General features: G+C 34.6%; 14 protein-coding genes and 1 tRNA gene. 9 read left to right on the top strand and 6 right to left on the bottom strand.

The genetic code is table 11. From position 1 onward, the window contains the following. Positions 1-120: 120 nt before the first annotated feature. Positions 121-1,488: a peroxiredoxin family protein gene (locus ACKU4N_RS09440; RefSeq protein ID WP_321322649.1), complete on the bottom strand. Its 1,368-nt coding sequence runs from the start codon at positions 1,486-1,488 to the stop codon at positions 121-123. A 172-nt stretch (positions 1,489-1,660) separates the two neighbouring features. Between ACKU4N_RS09440 and ACKU4N_RS09435 the strand changes: the two genes are divergently transcribed. The 5 genes from ACKU4N_RS09435 (at position 1,661) to ACKU4N_RS09415 (ending at position 6,152) form a co-directional block, all read left to right on the top strand. After that, a tRNA-Lys gene (locus ACKU4N_RS09435) sits at positions 1,661-1,733 on the top strand. Between the two features lie 159 nt (positions 1,734-1,892). Beyond that, entirely contained in the window at positions 1,893-2,465 is a 573-nt protein-coding gene (locus ACKU4N_RS09430) for an RNA polymerase sigma factor (protein WP_321322648.1), read from the top strand. Positions 2,466-2,573: 108 nt separating this feature from the next. After that, the gene (locus ACKU4N_RS09425) at positions 2,574-3,119 is read left to right on the top strand and encodes a hypothetical protein (RefSeq protein WP_321322647.1); all 546 of its coding nucleotides are present in this window, start codon (positions 2,574-2,576) and stop codon (positions 3,117-3,119) included. 45 nt (positions 3,120-3,164) lie between these two features. Then, positions 3,165-4,226 carry a hypothetical protein gene (locus ACKU4N_RS09420; protein ID WP_321322646.1) on the top strand — a complete coding sequence of 354 codons (1,062 nt, stop codon included), beginning with the start codon at positions 3,165-3,167 and terminating at the stop codon, positions 4,224-4,226. 153 nt (positions 4,227-4,379) lie between these two features. Beyond that, positions 4,380-6,152 carry an aminopeptidase P family protein gene (locus ACKU4N_RS09415; protein WP_321322645.1) on the top strand — a complete coding sequence of 591 codons (1,773 nt, stop codon included), beginning with the start codon at positions 4,380-4,382 and terminating at the stop codon, positions 6,150-6,152. Between the two features lie 35 nt (positions 6,153-6,187). Here the strand turns inward: ACKU4N_RS09415 and ACKU4N_RS09410 are convergent, their stop codons facing one another. The 4 genes from ACKU4N_RS09410 to ACKU4N_RS09395 form a co-directional block, all read right to left on the bottom strand. After that, positions 6,188-6,598 carry a secondary thiamine-phosphate synthase enzyme YjbQ gene (locus ACKU4N_RS09410; protein ID WP_321322644.1) on the bottom strand — a complete coding sequence of 137 codons (411 nt, stop codon included), beginning with the start codon at positions 6,596-6,598 and terminating at the stop codon, positions 6,188-6,190. A 221-nt stretch (positions 6,599-6,819) separates the two neighbouring features. Beyond that, complete coding sequence (locus ACKU4N_RS09405; protein ID WP_321322643.1) at positions 6,820-7,260, bottom strand: hypothetical protein; 441 nt, start codon at positions 7,258-7,260, stop codon at positions 6,820-6,822. A 466-nt stretch (positions 7,261-7,726) separates the two neighbouring features. Continuing rightward, positions 7,727-8,152 (bottom strand): arsenate reductase/protein-tyrosine-phosphatase family protein, encoded by a 426-nt coding sequence (locus tag ACKU4N_RS09400; protein ID WP_321322642.1) that lies wholly within the window; start codon positions 8,150-8,152, stop codon positions 7,727-7,729. A gap of 78 nt (positions 8,153-8,230) precedes the next feature. After that, on the bottom strand, positions 8,231-9,463 hold the full coding sequence (locus ACKU4N_RS09395; protein WP_321322641.1) for a dipeptidase: 1,233 nt from the start codon (positions 9,461-9,463) through the stop codon (positions 8,231-8,233). A gap of 154 nt (positions 9,464-9,617) precedes the next feature. On the opposite strand from ACKU4N_RS09395, the gene ACKU4N_RS09390 reads away from it, so the two are divergent. The 4 genes from ACKU4N_RS09390 to rocD all read left to right on the top strand — a co-directional run bounded on the left by ACKU4N_RS09390 (position 9,618) and on the right by rocD (position 17,240). Continuing rightward, the gene (locus ACKU4N_RS09390; protein WP_321322640.1) at positions 9,618-12,062 is read left to right on the top strand and encodes a TonB-dependent receptor plug domain-containing protein; all 2,445 of its coding nucleotides are present in this window, start codon (positions 9,618-9,620) and stop codon (positions 12,060-12,062) included. Positions 12,063-12,120: 58 nt separating this feature from the next. Then, positions 12,121-14,190: a vWA domain-containing protein gene (locus ACKU4N_RS09385; protein ID WP_321322639.1), complete on the top strand. Its 2,070-nt coding sequence runs from the start codon at positions 12,121-12,123 to the stop codon at positions 14,188-14,190. Between the two features lie 70 nt (positions 14,191-14,260). Beyond that, positions 14,261-15,781, top strand: coding sequence for a hybrid sensor histidine kinase/response regulator (locus ACKU4N_RS09380; protein WP_321322638.1), 1,521 nt, complete (start codon positions 14,261-14,263; stop codon positions 15,779-15,781). Positions 15,782-16,007: 226 nt separating this feature from the next. Next, positions 16,008-17,240: an ornithine--oxo-acid transaminase gene (rocD, locus tag ACKU4N_RS09375; RefSeq protein WP_321322637.1), complete on the top strand. Its 1,233-nt coding sequence runs from the start codon at positions 16,008-16,010 to the stop codon at positions 17,238-17,240. A 76-nt stretch (positions 17,241-17,316) separates the two neighbouring features. Here rocD and ACKU4N_RS09370 read toward each other — a convergent pair whose 3' ends face one another. Beyond that, positions 17,317-18,024 carry an energy transducer TonB gene (locus ACKU4N_RS09370; RefSeq protein ID WP_321322636.1) on the bottom strand — a complete coding sequence of 236 codons (708 nt, stop codon included), beginning with the start codon at positions 18,022-18,024 and terminating at the stop codon, positions 17,317-17,319. Positions 18,025-18,088: the final 64 nt, after the last annotated feature.

Below are 18,088 nucleotides of genomic sequence, written 5' to 3'. Positions count from 1 at the left end.
ATGATTTAAGAAATCAAAAAGATTTCCCTGCATCTGATCTATTTTTAAACCATTAAAATTACTTGCAGTAAAATGTGGGAACAACACCAGTTTAAAACAGAACCAAGATTAATAAGAAACTTATTTAAAAAACTCGCCCAATTCTTTCTCCAGTTGAAAAAAAGTTTGAGGAACAGCAACTGTTTTTAGAGATGAATCGATCAAAAACATGCTTGGGGTAACGTAAATATTAAACAGATTTGCAGTTGTACCGTTCAAGCCATCGGTATCGCAGGCATTTACCCAAGAGGAATAGTTTTGCAAAACCATTTCCCGCCAATAATTCAAATTATTATCCAATGATACCGCAACAACTTCCAACCCTAAATCATGATATTCAGGGTACAAATCCTTAATACGCTCCAGCAATTCTCTACTATGCACACAACTCCCCGACCAAATTATCAGCAGCGTTAAATCACTGTTAACATCAGATAATGATTGAATTTTTCCATCAAAGGAATGATTTAACTCTACATCGGGAACCAACCAGCCTGCATTGTTAGCGTGCGAATTTCGCATTCGGGTTTGTATAATTTTATTCCCCATAACGTATTCGCAGGTATTCAAAACCTTATAAGCATCAACAATTAAATGATATATTTCCGGAAACTTCTGTTCCGGGTATCGGTTCATTAAATAGTTTGCCAGATATTTTTGTGAGCTTGGCTCCAGTTCTGTCAGCCAAAACAGTTTACTTATCACATCATTTATCGTCTTATAATTTTCCGCTTTTATCAGATCATCAATGTGATTTGCATTTAAGTATTTCCCAATTTTCTCGTAATAAATAGGCGTAGCTTGCAGCACGGAATCTGAAAAGGCGAAATAATCAAAAAAATGCTTTTGATGATAGTCATCGTAATTCTTTCCTTTCAATTTCACATCCGGATCCAACTCCTGCTTAGCCAAGGCCATGCGTGCCGGCCATGAATCGATATGAGTTCTCCATAATTCTTTTAATAAAACTTTCTTTTCTTTTTGCACCAACTTAAATTGAGCGTACAATTCTTTATAGGAAGAATCCCTCTCATTTAATTTCTCCAACGCTTCCCTCAAAGTTCCAATTCTTTGATTCAACACATTAAATTCTGAGAGGTAATAATGAAACTGATTATTTTCATCTGTATCAGGAAAACGAAACTCACCAAGCACCGGTTTGCCATCCAGTGAAAAATAAAAGTCAGGATTTGAAATCAAAAAGTCAATATTTCCCATTTCACCGGCAAGTCTGTAAAAACCATAATTACCTTCCCACGAAAAAGAAAGAACTCCATTATCGGCTACTTTTGTTTGCCCTACAACAAATGAACCTCCTTCATCGCCTCTTACAAGCAAAAACTTTTCCTGCTTGCAATCGGGCATCTGCACGGTTAATTTCAGTTGTATTTGTCCAAATACAGTCTGTGAAATCAGCAAAAATACAACTGAAAGAATTTTATTATTCATGAATATCATTCTCCTATTTATATAATATAAGTACCAAAGTAGATCGTAAAGGTACGTTATTCTTATTATGGATAGCCAAGCCCGTCGATTTAATTAGCCAATTTTACTGACCGTTAAAATGAATTTTTTCCATCTAAAAATTTTATTGTAAATTTAGTATTCCATATAAAAAGATTCCTTAGCTCAGCTGGTAGAGCACATCACTTTTAATGATGGGGTCCTGGGTTCGAGCCCCAGAGGGATCACAAATGAACCGTCAAATGACTTTGATGGTTTTTTCCATTTTATATAATGATAAACAAAAACCTTCTTTCTTTAAACATTTTGCTTATATTTAATGGCATAATTTCAATAGACATGCAACGCATGGTTTCCGCATTCGTCATTAGAATAGAAATTGATTAATGAGCTCATTGTACAAAAACATTCACCAGGACCTAATTGAGCTTTGCGGAAAAAATGACCCCAAAGCCCAATTCAAAATCTATAAGTTATACTACAAAGCAATGTATAACTCATCTTTACGAATTGTAAAGGATGCTGCGGAGGCTGAAGATATCATGCAGGAATCATTTCTTGCCGCATTCCGAAACATTAAAAAATACAAGGGAGAAGTTAGTTTTGGTGCATGGTTAAAAAAAATAGTTGTAAACCGTTCTTTGGATAGTTTAAAAAAGAAAAAACTGGAACTATTCCCTATTGACAGTGAGCTGTATAAATTATCCGAAGAGGAAAAAGAAGATAAGCATAACATTGAATATTCAGAAGAGCAAATTACCTTATTAAAAAAAGGAATAGACCTGCTACCAACAGGCTATCGAATTATCTTGAATCTGTATTTAATCGAAGGCTATGATCATGAAGAAATAGGAAGCATTCTTAATATTACCTCCTCCACTTCCCGATCACAGTTCTTACGGGCAAAGAAAAAGCTGATTCAGATAATTTCGGAAAAAGAAAACCAAAAAATGCTATGAACCCTTCTCTTCCTTTTGTGAAAATTAAAAGCTCATAATTTTCGGGCTTAATTAATTAAAGGAAATGAAAAGAAGGTTACATACTACAATCAATGAAAATTTGTAAGTATGAAAGACTTAGAAAAAATTTTACGAGATCATAAAGATCAATTCGATGATTACGAACCACAGGATAGTCATTTCGAAAATTTTCTTGAGAAGCTAAACCATCAAAAGAAAAGAAATGTATTCGAAAGCATCCCAAACTTTTTAAAAGTGGCTGTAATAATTACTTTTGTAATCTTTTCGGGGCTGGTTGGGTATCAAATTAGAAATATGCAGGGCGAACAATTAGGTTTGGGAGCAATATCTCCCGAATACAAGGAAGTTGAAGCATTTTACACTGCAAACATCAACAATCAGCTGGGCATGTTAAAACAACTCGGTAGTTTTGATAAGAAACAGCATCAAAGCATACTGAGCGAAGAATTAAAAGATATGGATGAGAGATATTCACAGCTAAAAAAAGAGCTTGAATTACATCCGGATGACGATAGAATTATTCAGGCAATGATTGAATATTATCAGGTAAAAACGAGTATTTTAAATCGTATAATCGAACAATTATATCAGATTAAAAAACAAAACAAAATCAATCTGAATACAGCAGTATAATTAAAACAATATCACAAAAAAAAACACATCCTAAATAAAAAGACCATGAAGACATTAAAATTCAAATTTTCCGCTCTCTTATTTGTTGTTCTTCTCGCTTTTACAACAAATGTATTTGCATTAGATGACTTCGAGAAACAGATTAAAGAAGTTTTCTCTGCTGCAGAAGGCACAGAATTTAGCATCAACAACAAATACGGCGATGTTAACATTAAAAATTGGGATCGCGATTCCGTATCCATTAATGTGATCATCACATTAGAAACCTCAAGTGAAGAGAAAGCCAAATTACTCTTTAAGAGTATCGATATAAAACTCAATAAAACAGGGAATGAAATTACCGCTGTGACCGAAATGTCGCATCAATTCAAAACAGGTAATAAATTCAGTATCGATTACGAAATATTTATGCCTGCATATATCAAGCTGGATATTTCAAATAAGTTTGGTAACATTTACATCAATACCTTGCGTGCAAAAACCAATATTAATTTAAGCTACGGAAATCTTCAAGGTGAAAGTTTTCTTTATCCGGAAGATAAACCTGTCAGCACTATTAATTTAAGTTATGCAAAAGCAACAATAAATGAGTGCAACCGAACCAAATTAACTCTTAAGTATTCGAAAATGAATATTGGTACCAGTAAAGCTTTGGTTGTGGTTAGCCGTTACTCAAAGTTACATCTTGATAATAATGAAACTGTTCTTGCTGATAGTAAATACGATGCTTTTGATATTGTGAACACCAATACTTTTATAGTTACGCTGGGACAATATTCTGATTTCAAAATTGAAAATGTAAATAAGAATCTGGAATTGAATCTTCGTTACGGAAATTGTAAGATTGAAAATGTTTCCAAAGAATTTGAATCCATTAAAGTGGACAATCAATATGTAGCCAGCAGAATTGCAATTGAAGAAGGAGCAAACTATTCACTGGAAGCAGAAACAAAATATTGCGACATAAGCTATCCTGAAGATGCTCAGGTGATTCAAAAGATTGTTAATAACTCTGAAACTTCTCTAAAAGTTGTTGTTGGAAAATCTGCATCACCAAAAGGAAAAGTTATCATTAACAGCCAGTACGGCAATGTGAGTCTTAAATAACTGGTCGACAAATCATACATCATCCCTCTTTGCGTGGCAAAGAGGGATTTTTTTTTATTAAAAGTACCTAAACAGTAAAAAATTTGTCCGGTTTTCGCCCAATATAATTCATAATATTGTAATTTTAGCCTGTAAACAATTAGAAACCTAAAAATGACTGTCGCCGAGAGAGTAAACGCCCTGCGTTCTTTATTGCATGAAAAAAATATTCATGCCTATATTATTACCAGTACTGATCCTCATATGAGTGAATATGTTCCAGACAGATGGACAACTCGTCAATGGTTATCTGGATTTACCGGCTCGGCAGGAACACTTGTGATAACCCAGGAGAAAGCAGGACTTTGGACAGACTCCAGATATTTTTTACAAGCAGAAACCCAATTAGAAGGAAGTGGAATTGAGCTTTTCAAAATGGGAACTGCAGGAACTCCTACTCAAAACGAATGGTTATCCGGTGAACTACCTATTAATCCAAATGTTGGATTTGACGGAACTTGTTTTTCTGTAGCACAAACCAGAGAATTAAAAAACAAATTGGGTGATTTGGGTATCAATATCATTGAAGAATTCGATCTGGTTAATGAAATCTGGGAAAATCGTCCAGAATTGCCAAACAAACCAATTTTCGATCATGAAGTTTGCTATTCAGGCCAAACCAGATACAGTAAGTTGCTAAAAATCCGCAAACAAATGGAAGAATGCGAGTGCAATTTTCATTTTGTGGCTAGCTTAGATGATGTGGCCTGGATCTTCAATATCAGAGGAAATGATATAGATTACAATCCCCTTGCCTTAGCCTATGCCATAATAGGAATCGAATCGGCAACTCTTTACCTAAGCGAAGATCAAATTTCCAATGATTTGATTCAAAAATTAGCCGAAGATGAAATTTACATTGCAGATTACGGTCAGATATTTAGCGACTTGGATAAAATCCCGGGCTCTGCAAGTGTTCTACTTGATGTAAATCGAACCAATTTAAATGCATTCTACTCAATAAGTGCCAATATCGTTGAAAGAGAAAACCCCTCTCAACTGCTGAAAAGTATAAAAAATGACGTGGAAATAGAAGGAATGAAAAATGCCATGAAGAAGGATGGTACAGCTCTCACTCAATTCTACTATTGGCTTGAAGAAAATATAGGCAAAACTAAGATTACTGAATTAACGGTAATGAATAAACTGAAAGAATTCAGATCTCTTCAACAAGATTTTAAAGGCGAAAGCTTTGGAACTATTGCGGGGTACAAAGATCACGGAGCTCATCCTCATTATTCCACAACACCCGAATCGGATGTTGAAATTAAAGCAGAAGGGCTGCTTCTTATTGATTCGGGCGCACAATATTTGGATGGTACTACTGACATAACCAGAACCATTCCGATGGGTGAATTAAACGAAGAGGAAAAAACTGATTTCACTTTGGTTTTAAAAGGAATGATTCAATTGGCAATGGCTAAATTTCCGAAAGGAACACGTGGCTGCAATTTGGATATTTTAGCTCGTCAGGCTTTATGGAACCAAGGTAAAAATTACGGACATGGAACCGGGCACGGTGTTGGATGTTTTATGAATGTTCACGAAGGGCCACAAAGTATCCGACAGGAGATTAAAGATCAGGCCTTGTTAGCGGGAATGATAACTTCTGATGAACCCGGATTTTATCGTGAAGGATTCTACGGTATCAGACATGAGAATCTTATTCTATGCTGCCCGGAAGAAACAACTCAATTTGGCGAATTCCTGAACTTTGAAACAATCACTTTATGCCATTTCGAAACTAAAGGAATTATCTGTGAACTTCTTACTCCGGAAGAAAGAAAATGGTTGAATAATTATCATCAGAAAGTTTACGATGAATTGTCTCCCGAACTGGATGAGAGTCATCAGAACTGGTTAAAAGAAAAAACCAAAGCGATATAAAACAAGAAGCGCCTCAATAATGAGGCGTTTTTCATTTACGAATATATGGTAATTACCAGCTTTCTTCTGCCACCTCTATTTCTAAATTCACAAAGATAAATCCCTTGCCAGGTTCCCATATTTAACTGATGATTCGTAATTGGAATTGTAAGTTCCGGACCAATCAATGAGGTTTTCACATGAGCAGGCATATCGTCTGAGCCTTCCAAAACATGAGTATAGAAAGACTGATTTTCAGGTACAATTCGGTTCATGATTGATTCAAAATCATCGCGAACCGAAGGATCGGCATTTTCATTTATGCTTAAGGCTGCTGATGTGTGTTTTAAAAATAAATGAAGTATTCCAATTTTTGGCAAATTGCTAAAATGCTCTGCAATCTCAGAATCGATAAGATGATAACCCCTGCCATAAGCCGGTAATGTAATTTCCAATTGTTGAATCATAGATCTCTTATTATACCAAATTAAGATCAAAATCTTTAAACTACTCGTTTACATATAAAGATTCAGGCGATATTAAATTGGCAACTGTAATTCGATACAAGATAATGTATTCTGCATAATCCTCAAAAAAATACAAATTCCCTTAACTGGAATACTGCACAATAAGCACATTTTAAACATTCAGTTAGGGAACTGTTTAAGAATTCTTTGTAAATGAACAACTAATGTCGAATACGAACATTTACCTTAATGGGTTTCTGGTCGAACACTTTTTTAACGCAGGCAATCATCTGTTTTTCAGTCAAATGATCTTCCGACTCAATTTTACGAATGCGGTCTTTAAGAATGGGCTCTTTACTTATGTGCTTAGCGAGATGCACCTTTGTTTCGGCAGGACCAAACAGGTAAATTTCTTGTGCGTCGGATAAATGATCCGTAATGTTCTCAAAATAATGTTTCAATTGATGACGTCTTTTGTGTGTTATTTTGGTTGCTGGATTAATAAACTGATTGCCCATACGGGAATAAGCTTTTGTTTCTCCCTTAAAACGCAATCGTGATTCAATTTCTGATTCAATTTTATCAACTCTGGCTCCATTATCCTCAATAGTAATAATGTAGGCTTTTTCGGTATCTAACCAAACTCCAATGTTTTTTTTCATTTTCGTCTCCTTTTAATGAATAGAATTTAAACTAGTTTGAAACGCTTCGTAAAGGGCAGGTGTATGAGAAGAGTGATCTGAATTGAAGAAACAGGTTCTTACCATATTATAAAAATGAATTTTCATATCACGTTTAGTATTAACAAGCGTGTGTTCTTCTTATTAGATCTAATCTAAATTTACGAAATTTACTGTCTCTTGTCAAGATTAATGATTGAATGCCACTGCTATTCATACAGTAATAAATCAATGGTTTACATAATAGCAATGTACTGGTTATGTTTATAAAAACACAATCAACAAAACAAAAAATAAAGTTGTGATGAAACTAAACATCCCAAAACAGGGAAGCCTGAAAACAAAAAAACGGAATTCATTTCTGAATCCCGTTGCATATTTAAATCCGTGTTAAGCTTTTTCTTTAAAAAAACCACACACTTATCACTTATCAATAAAAGGTTTAATTCTATTCTACAATCTGAAAATTATCCTGAACAAAACTAAAGCAGATATCATCAACAGCATTGCAAACAGCATTGTAGGCTTGTAATCTAACGCTCTCCTCTCCTTCCACATCTGCAGGATCAGGCAATTCGAACAATAAAATTTTAGGATTTCCATCGAGAGCAGGAACATTATTTTCAACTTCTTTATCGAAACACAATACAAAATCAAAAGAATTCTGATCGAGTTCCGCAACTACTTTCGATTTATATTCCGGGATATCCATTATAGCTTCGGCCATTGCTTTCTGAGCCAGTAAGTGAATAGATCCTTTTTTTAGGCCAGCGCTGCATACCTCGATATGTCTTTTGCCATAATAGTTCAACCACTTTTCAGCCATTTGCGAACGAGCTTCATTTTTATCGCTTAACACCAATACTTTCTTCACAATATGATCTTTTTAATTTATCTATGGCAAAGGTATAAATTTGCAAACAAAGTATATAAGTTGCAGAACAGCTAGGGACTAATTCAATGCCATTTTTTTATTCTTGGCATATTCCTCTACTTCCTTAAAAACACGCATAAAATTTCCACCCCAAATTTTTCCAATTTCTTCTTCGGAATAGTTTCTCTTCAGCAGTTCTTTCGTAATATTCATCATTTGACTCACATCGGCACAATCTTTTAGGCCTCCTCCACCATCAAAATCAGTACCAATTCCTACATGATCAATTCCAATTAAATTCACAATATGATCGATATGATCAACTGCGTCAGCCACAGTAGGTTTATCCTTTGGGTAATCAATTTGCATCTGACGCCATTCGTCCCATAATTTATCTTCTTCCTCTTTAGACATCTTGCCTGCATTTCTATAACGGGTTCGTAATTCCAACTCTTTTTGATAACCTACAGTGGCAGTATCAGGAGCCTTAACGTAATCATCCAAAATACACATTTGTATCACCCCACCATTTTTAGCCAGTGCCTTAAGCATCTTATCCGATAAGTTTCTTGGATTATCGCACACTGCTCTTGCGCAGGAATGCGAAGCGATAACAGGAGTTTTTGATAATTTAATTACATCAAAAAACGAACTATCCGAAATGTGCGATACATCAATTATTATCCCCAAATCATTCATTTTGGGAACCACTTGCTCTCCAAAAGCACTCAATCCGTTAAATTCAGCTCCATTTTTGTCGGTAGAAGAATCGCAAATATCGTTATTGGATGTATGACACAAAGTAATGTAGCGAACTCCTTTGGTAAAATATCTTTCTACCTCCGCAATATCCTTACCAATAGGGAAACCGTTCTCAAGCCCAATATAGATGGCTCTTTTTCCTTCTTTTTCCAAACGATATCCATCTTCTACTGATATCGCAACATCGGCCAAATTAGAATTTTTCTGACATGCAGCATAAATTGAATCTATTAATTCATCAGCTTTGCAGCGCGCAGTAATTATATTTTCATCAGTTCTTTCTTTTTGCGAAGTAAACGCGGCAAAAAAGATACCATCTAATCCACCTGCTTTCATTCTGGGAAAATCGACAAGACTTCCTCCATTAACAAATGGATGAGAAATACTAATATCAAAATCCTTATCTAAAAGATGATACGGCGTATCCACATGAGTATCAATAGTAAAAGCATGATTGTGTATTTTAGTTGCTTTTTGATCCAGACTTTCGCAGGATAACAAAACTACAATTAGGGGAATGAACAGGCCTGTCAAATAAACTTTTTTCATATATCAATCAATTTTCGGTTATGGAATCCTTAAAGATAAGTTCCTAATCTAAAAAAAAATGTAGAATATTGATTTTTTTATATTTTATGGAAACTATTCCTTTATTTAGAATTGCTTTGTATCTTGGGATTTTAGTAATTCCAAATTCTTTTTTTTGAAACCAGAACTTAACAGGCTGTATATCATTATGGTTCAATCAATATATCGATTAATTCTTTTACTTAGCTTATTGCTTCCCATACAATTAGAAGCGCAGCAGAGCGCTGTTCTCAAAGGAATAATTACTGACAACAATCAAAACGAAGTTTCAGGTGTTCATATTCAAATTGAACCATTCTCTCTATATACAATTAGTGATACAAATGGAAATTACATTATAAAAGTACCCTCGAATAATACATTCGCCTTAAAAATATCGCACATTAGTTATCAAAATATTGAAGTTGATTTCCTTCTAAAGCCAGGGGAAACAAAATTTTTCAATCCTATATTAATGGTAAAACAGGAACAATTAAAAGAAGTTACTGTAGATTCAAAAAAAGCAATATCAGATAAAAACATTAGCATTAGCACCAAACAACTGGAACAACTTCCGGTAACAGGAAACGGTGCGGTCGAACAAATAATTAAAACCCTGCCGGGAGTAAGCTCTAATAATGAATTAAGCTCACAATACTCAGTACGAGGAGGCAATTTCGATGAAAACCTCGTATACATCAACGATGTAGAAATTTACCGTCCTAATTTAGTTCGATCTGGTCAACAGGAAGGATTGAGTGTCATTAATCCCGATTTAGTTTCATCGATTCAGTTTTCTTCCGGTGGATTTGATGCCAAATACGGAGATAAGCTTTCTTCTGTTTTGGATGTGAAATACAAAACACCAAACAAATTTGAAGCTTCTGCTGAAGCAAGTTTGCTGGGAAGTTCTGTCCACTTTGCCAATACCAGCAAAAACAACAAACTAACCTATTTGGCTGGTATTCGATACAAAACAAATGAATATCTACTAAATTCTCTGGACACAAAAGGGGAATACAAACCAAATTACACGGATGTTCAGGCAATGCTAAATTATCGTTTTTCCTCATCGTTCAGTATGCATTTGTGGGGAAGTGTAAGTAGAAATAATTACAATTTCAGGCCGGAAACCAGAAATACTTCTTTTGGAACAATCAGTGACGCATTACAGCTTAAAATCTATTTTGATGGCAAAGAAAAAGACAAGTACGAAACTAATATTCAGGCACTCACATTAAAATTCCATCCCAACAGCAAGTCTTTGTACCGTGTTATAGCAAGCAGATACGAAACTACAGAAAAAGAAACTTTCGATATTATGGGACAATATTATCTTAGTGATTTATTTGTATCGCAAGGAGGAAATTCATCGGAAAGCATAGAGAATTTGGGGGTCGGAACTTTTATCGATCACGCAAGAAATAAACTAAGTAAAAAAGTCAGCACAATTGATATAAAGGGAGATCACAACAGAAATAATTTATTTGTTCAATGGGGAATTGGAGGGAAACACGAAGAAGTAGATGATCAAATAAACGAATGGCAATATCAGGATTCAGCAGGTTATTCAATTCCCATTTCAACTTCTAAAGTATCACTGGCATACACAAAAAATGCAGTTAATAAAATTAGTAGCAATCACATCACTTCCTTCGTCCAAGGCAGCTATGTATTTCAAAATAGCAAAGGCGAGTTTCAGATAACCGGAGGGCTGAGATATCATTTTTGGGATTACAATACTGAAAGCTTCTGCTCTCCCCGGGCATCTGTCAACTACATTCCAAATTGGGAAAGAAAGGTTAAATTTCGTATTTCCTCTGGTTACTACCAGCAAACGCCATCATATCGTGAAATGCTGAATAGTAACGGACAAATTAGCGCCAATGTAAATCTGCAAAAATCGATTCACTATGTTTTGGGGCAGGAATATTACTTTAAAGCATGGAACCGCCCATTCAAATTTTCAAGCGAATTGTACTATAAAGATCTTAAATCATTAACTCCATATGACATTGAAAATGTTAGGATCCGATATTACGGAGATAAAAAATCGAAAGGATATGCCACTGGTCTGGATTTAAGAATTAATGGCGAATTTGTTCCTGGAACTGAATCATGGGCCAGTTTATCGATAATGAAAACAGGAGAAAATATCATAGGCAACGAACTTGGTTATTTGCCCAGACCAACAGACGAACGGGTAAATTTTTCGATGTTTTTTCAAGATTATTTACCAAACAACCCATCCTATAAAATGCATTTAAGTCTGTTCTACGGAGGAAAATTACCTGTTTGGGCTCCTAAAAAAGGGAAAAACAGCGAGAGCTTTAGAATGCCTAATTACAGAAGGATTGATTTGGGTTTTTCTAAAATATTGCTTGATGAAAATACCAAATACAAAAATGGTTTATTAAAACATTTTAAGTCGATGTGGATAAGTCTGGAAGTTTTCAATGTTTTGGATATAAATAATACCATATCCTATTTATGGATTAATGATGTATCGGGAAATCAATATGCAATTCCAAATTACCTTACATCGAGAAAAATCAACTTGAAGCTCACTGCAAAATTCTAGCCAAGAGCTTATTATCAAGTAGTAATTTAATGTAACAATAAAAAAACAAAGCTTAAATATGTTCCATTTTTTGCATCCCGAGATTCTTTGGACTCTATTAGCCCTCCTATTTCCAATTATTATACATCTTTTTAATTTCAAGAGATTTAAAAAAATCTATTTCAGCAATTTAAAGTTTCTTAAAAACCTGAACATTGAAAACAAGCGCCGGTCGAAAGTGAAAAAATGGTTGCTTCTCCTGCTTAGACTTCTAGCTTTGGCCTGCATTATTATCGCCTTTTCACAACCTTACATACCCAGCGAAAAAGATCAAAATAAGCGTTTGCAGCAAAATGAATTCTTTAGGATTTATATCGACAATTCATTTAGCATGAACGCCGAAACAGAAAGTGGTAATGCTTTAGAGACCGCAAAAAATAAAGCTATTGAATTAATTAACAGCTACCCCAACTACTCTAAAATTAGAATTTACAGTAATCATTTTTTTCCCTTCTCTTCAAATTTAAACAAGCAACAGGCCATAGCCAGGGTTATGGATATAAACCCTTCGCCCCTACCAGTTTTACTTTCAGAACAGATTAAAAAGATACAACTTAATAATGCCGATACTAATTATCACCTATACGTGTTCTCCGATTTTCAAAAAACACAAAGTGATATTGAAAATATCGAAGTTGACAGTACAAATTCAATCACATTCCTGCCGCTTTCGGTACAGCAGTCAAGCAATTTGCTGATTGATTCCTGTTGGTTTGACAAACCCTATCATCAGGTAAAACAAAGTCAGGAACTCTTTATCAGACTTGTAAATACTTCGAATCAAAACTATCAAAAAATACCTATTAAACTAAGCATCAACGACAGTACAAAATCCATTTCCAGTTTTGATATCGATAGAAATTCAAAAAAAAATATCAGCCTGAAATACGTAAATAACAAATCAGGAATTTATCAGGGAATGGTTGAAATTAATGACTTTCCTATCACATACGACAACAAATTCTATTTCTCATATTCAATTAATGATAAGATCCAAATTGGATCTGTGAATCAGAAAGAACCCAACAAATACCTGAATAAATTATTTTCAAACACAGAAGCTTTTGAATTTAAAAACCATGATAAATCAAGTATTTTTAATGAAAATCCGGATAATTATCAACTGCTTATTTTGAATGAAATTCAGGAAATGGAAAGTGGTTTTAGTCAAACCGTTAAAAATTACTTGTCCAACGGAGGGCATGTCCTATTTATTCCAAACAGCAAGCCAAATCAGTCAGTAAATGAGTTTCTTGATGAAATTCTGGCTCCTCAATTACTCCAAATTGACTCAAGCAAACAAAAACTGTCAATCATTGAACTAAACTCTGAGCTTTACCAAAATGTATTTAAAGAAATTAAGACTGATGCAAGACTACCTGATATATACCAGCATTACAAATTAGGAACTTCAAAAAATAATTTATCAGAAACTATTTGGAAGACGCAGGCCGGCGACGATCTATTGATTAAAATAAAATATGGCAACGGTAATTTCTATCAGCTTTCCATGCAGTTAAACCCAAAATGGACCAATTTAATTACACATCCTATTTTCGTGCCTACATTTATTAATTTAACCCGTAACAGCAACAACAATCAATCTTTATACTACACTTTAGGCAACAAAGAACCTGTTAAAATCAATTCATTTAAGCACAAGTCATCCAACGCTCGATTTCATATTATCAACAAAAAGAATCATACAGATATCATCCCTGATCAAGAAAATAACTTTGATAAAGGAACGCTTCTTTACACACGTGAGGAAATTATTCAAGCCGAAAACTATCTGATATCCAGAAATGATTCAATAATTTATTGCTGCTCTTTCAACTACTCCAGGATAGAATCAGATCCCGAATATTTTACACTTGATGAGCTAAAATCTCAAATAAAGTCACAATTATTGCCCATTTCGATTAATTCTCCTGAAAAAATGAAACTATCTGACATTTATAACGAACAAAGTAATGGAAAGCGGTATTGGAAACATTTTGTTCTGCTTTGTATCCTTCTTACTGTTTCGGAAAGCCTGTTGCATCGAACAAATTCAAACAATAATCATAAGCCTGCAACAAAAAAATAACGTAACACACAATTTAAAAACACAATACAATACCAAGAAAAACATAATCACAAAAACTAATCCGCTCAGCATGAAACTTGATACTTCTATACAACTAAGACAACTGGAAAAAATTCATCGGATTGCGGGTATTGGCTATTGGATTTACAATTATAACACAAATGAAATGTGGTGGTCGAACATCACCTATTCTATTTTAGGGCACCATACACAAAATGTTACACCCAACAGAGAAAATTTAATAAAACACATCCATCCCGAAGATCTCGAATTCTTTTTGGTCTCACTGCAACAAATGGCAAATCAAGCAATAGAGATTGAATTTCGATTTTTTAAAAATGGAGAACTAAGACTTGGAAAAATCACCGGAGAAGTATACAATGACAATCAGGAAGGACTCATCGAAGAAGTTCTTTTCCAAGACATTACGGAAATAAAAATAAAAGAGTTTGAAATTGCCAAAGCATGGAACAAAGCTCTTGATGCCGAAAATCTGAAGAATTCCTTTTTGGCAAATATGAGCCATGAGTTGAGAACACCATTAAACTCGATAATCGGTTTTTCTGAGTTATTGGAAACCAGTCACGAAAATGATGACGTTAGTAAATTCGCATCCACAATAAAAGCATCAGGCATGCAACTTTTACGTATCATTGAAGACTTATTAAAAGTATCGATGCTTGAAAGTCGTGTATCAAAGCCTTTTAAGAGAAATTTTCATCTCAACCAAATGCTTTTGGATATAAAAGAGAACAGCCTGGGGCTACTAAAAGAAAACAACAAAGAACATATTGAACTAATTTTTAATTTTGATCTTGATTCCACAAACGATGTGATCAAGTCGGATCAGATTAAAATCAGAAGCATCTTTAAAAACCTAATACACAACGCAATAAAATTTACGGAAACTGGCAGTATAACATGCTCATACAAAATAATAAAAGACACAATCCACTTTTCGGTTACCGATACCGGTGTTGGCATTCCTTCCAAATACGAAAATCGAGTATTTAAACGATTCAGACAAGTTGACGAATCAGGGCAAAAGTATTATGGTGGCACAGGTTTAGGCATGTATATTTCACGACTGGAACTGGAATTGCTTGGCGGAAAAATATGGTTTGTTTCTGAAAACAATTTAGGAACAACAATTAACTTTACAATTCCAAACATCTTAACATCTAACAATCAGTTCGAAGAAGACAACTATCAAGAGTCTTACAACTGGGAAAACTATACCGTTATTATTGCCGAAGATCAAACCACCAATTTTAAAATCCTTGAAGCCTATCTTCAAAATACAAACATTAACATTCTATGGGCGAAAAACGGACAGGAAGTAATTAATGCATGTCTGCAAAATCCAGAGATAAGCATTGTATTAATGGACATTAACCTTCCACAAATCAATGGCTTAGAGGCGACTGCCATCATCAAAGAAAAAAGACCAAACCTAACTATTATTGCGCAAACAGCATACGCGCTTGTTGGTGACAAAGAAAAATCACTTCAGGCAGGCTGTTCCGACCATCTGCCAAAACCAATTAAAAAAGGCGATTTACTGGAATCAATGGCAAAATTCCTCCCCTAATTCAAACAGACTGTTTTCACTGGGATAGCAGTTCAAACTCCTAATCATAAAATTAAAAACGTTTTAATAAACGACCTTATGATAATAGTTTACCTTGAAATTAATTTTACTAGCAGAATTAAAAAACATCTCAAAAGTATTGGTTTATAAAAAAATAATTGCAAATTTGGGATACCGGATTTCAAGAGTTTAATCCGTACAAACAAATCTTTTAAACATTGTAATTATGACAAATGCAACAACATCCATGACTGCGAAAGATTACATGGAGAAGGAATCCAAATTTGGTGCTCACAACTATCATCCACTTCCAGTAGTTCTTGAACGTGGAGAAGGTGTATATGTTTGGGATACTGACGGAAAAAGATATTTTGATTTTTTGTCTGCTTATTCTGCCGTTAATCAAGGTCACTGTCATCCAAAGATTGTGAACGCTTTAATTGAGCAAGCTCAAAAACTGACTCTTACCTCCCGCGCTTTTTATAGTAACAACCTTGGTAAATACGAGGAATTTGTAACGAAATATTTTGGATACGACAAGGTATTACCAATGAATACGGGTGCCGAAGCCGACGAAACGGCACTTAAATTAGTCCGTCGCTGGGGATATGATGTAAAAGGCATTCCTGAGAATAAAGCAAAAATTATTGTATGCGACGGGAACTTCCACGGACGTACAATTACTATAATTTCAATGTCGACCGATCCGGATTCATACAAAGGTTTCGGGCCTTTTACGCCAGGTTTTGTTGTAATTCCTTACAATGACATTGAAGCTCTTGAAAAAGAATTAAAAGATCCAAATGTATGTGCATTCCTTGTTGAACCAATTCAAGGTGAAGCCGGAGTTTACGTTCCTGAGGATGGTTTCTTGAAAAAAGCATCGGATCTTTGTAAAGCAAATAATGTACTATTTGTTGCTGATGAAGTTCAAACCGGTATTGCCAGAACAGGTAAATTATTAGCGGTTGATCATGAAGGTGTTCGTCCTGATGTATTAATTCTTGGAAAAGCAATCTCAGGTGGTGTTGTACCTGTATCTGCGGTATTGGCTGATGATGAAATCATGCTATGCATCAAACCAGGTGAGCACGGTTCTACTTTTGGTGGAAACCCAATTGCTTGTGCTGTAGCAATGGCCGCTTTAACCGTTGTTAAAGAAGAGAAATTGGCTGAAAATGCTGAAGCAATGGGTAAAATCTTCCGTGAAGAATTACAGGCGGTTAAATCAGACATGATTGAACTTGTTCGTGGTAAAGGATTACTTAACGCAGTTGTAATCAAACCTAAAGGTGGTAAAACTGCATGGGATGTTTGCATGCGTTTACGCGATAACGGAATGCTTGCAAAACCAACTCATGGTCATATTATCCGTTTTGCGCCTCCACTGACAATTAACGAAGAACAATTGAGAGAAGCTATTGATATCATTAAGAAAACAATGGCTGAATTCGAATAAAAAAATTCTCAATAAAATTTAAAAGGCTTTCCGATGGAAAGCCTTTTTTTATTATAAACTACCGTAAAAATATATATCATTGCAAATAAAAAGTAATCGGAATTGTATACGATACATTAACTAATTCACCTTCTTGTCTTCCTGGTTTCCATTCTGGCATACAACGCACAACTCGAATTGCTTCAGCATCAAGAAGTGGATCTGCAGATCTAATAATCCTGACACCTACAGCCCTCCCGTCCTTGTTTATAACAAATGTTACAAAAACTCTACCAGTTATTCCTTTTTGCTGTGCTTCTATAGGGTATCTAACACTCATTGCAATATACCTTTGTAATTCCAAATTACCACCTGGAAATTCGGGCATGTCATCCACGATAACATAGACTTCACCTGTATTTACTGGTACTGGAATAGGATCTGGCAAGTGAGGAATGTACTGAATTTCTTTGGATTCCGATTTTTTTTCTTTCACATCCACCATTAAATGGGTTGTTTTCTGATTTAATACCTCAACAGAACATTTAAACTTTTTTTTCTTAAGTATAAAAGTTATATCATAAACACCCGTATTTATTTCTTCTAAAATAATAGAGTCCTGGATTTTATTTCCATCAATACCTAATTTAGGAATTTCTATAATCAACTCTGATGGAATCGTCTGGATAATTAAATTCCCTAAATTTATTTCCACAACTTCTTCAGCTTCTCCTGAATTTTCAGATTGTGCGCATAACTGAAATCCTGAAAAAATTAAAAACACGATTAAAATAATTTTGTTCATCTTCTCTTATTAGATTAGTAGGTTACGATTGAGTATGAAAATTTATGCTAAAAAAACTTTAATA

Source organism: Labilibaculum sp. (assembly GCF_963664555.1).
In the GTDB taxonomy this organism is placed as follows: domain Bacteria; phylum Bacteroidota; class Bacteroidia; order Bacteroidales; family Marinifilaceae; genus Labilibaculum.
Note: the sequence above shows the minus strand (reverse complement) of the source record. Positions and strands in the feature narration are given on the sequence as shown.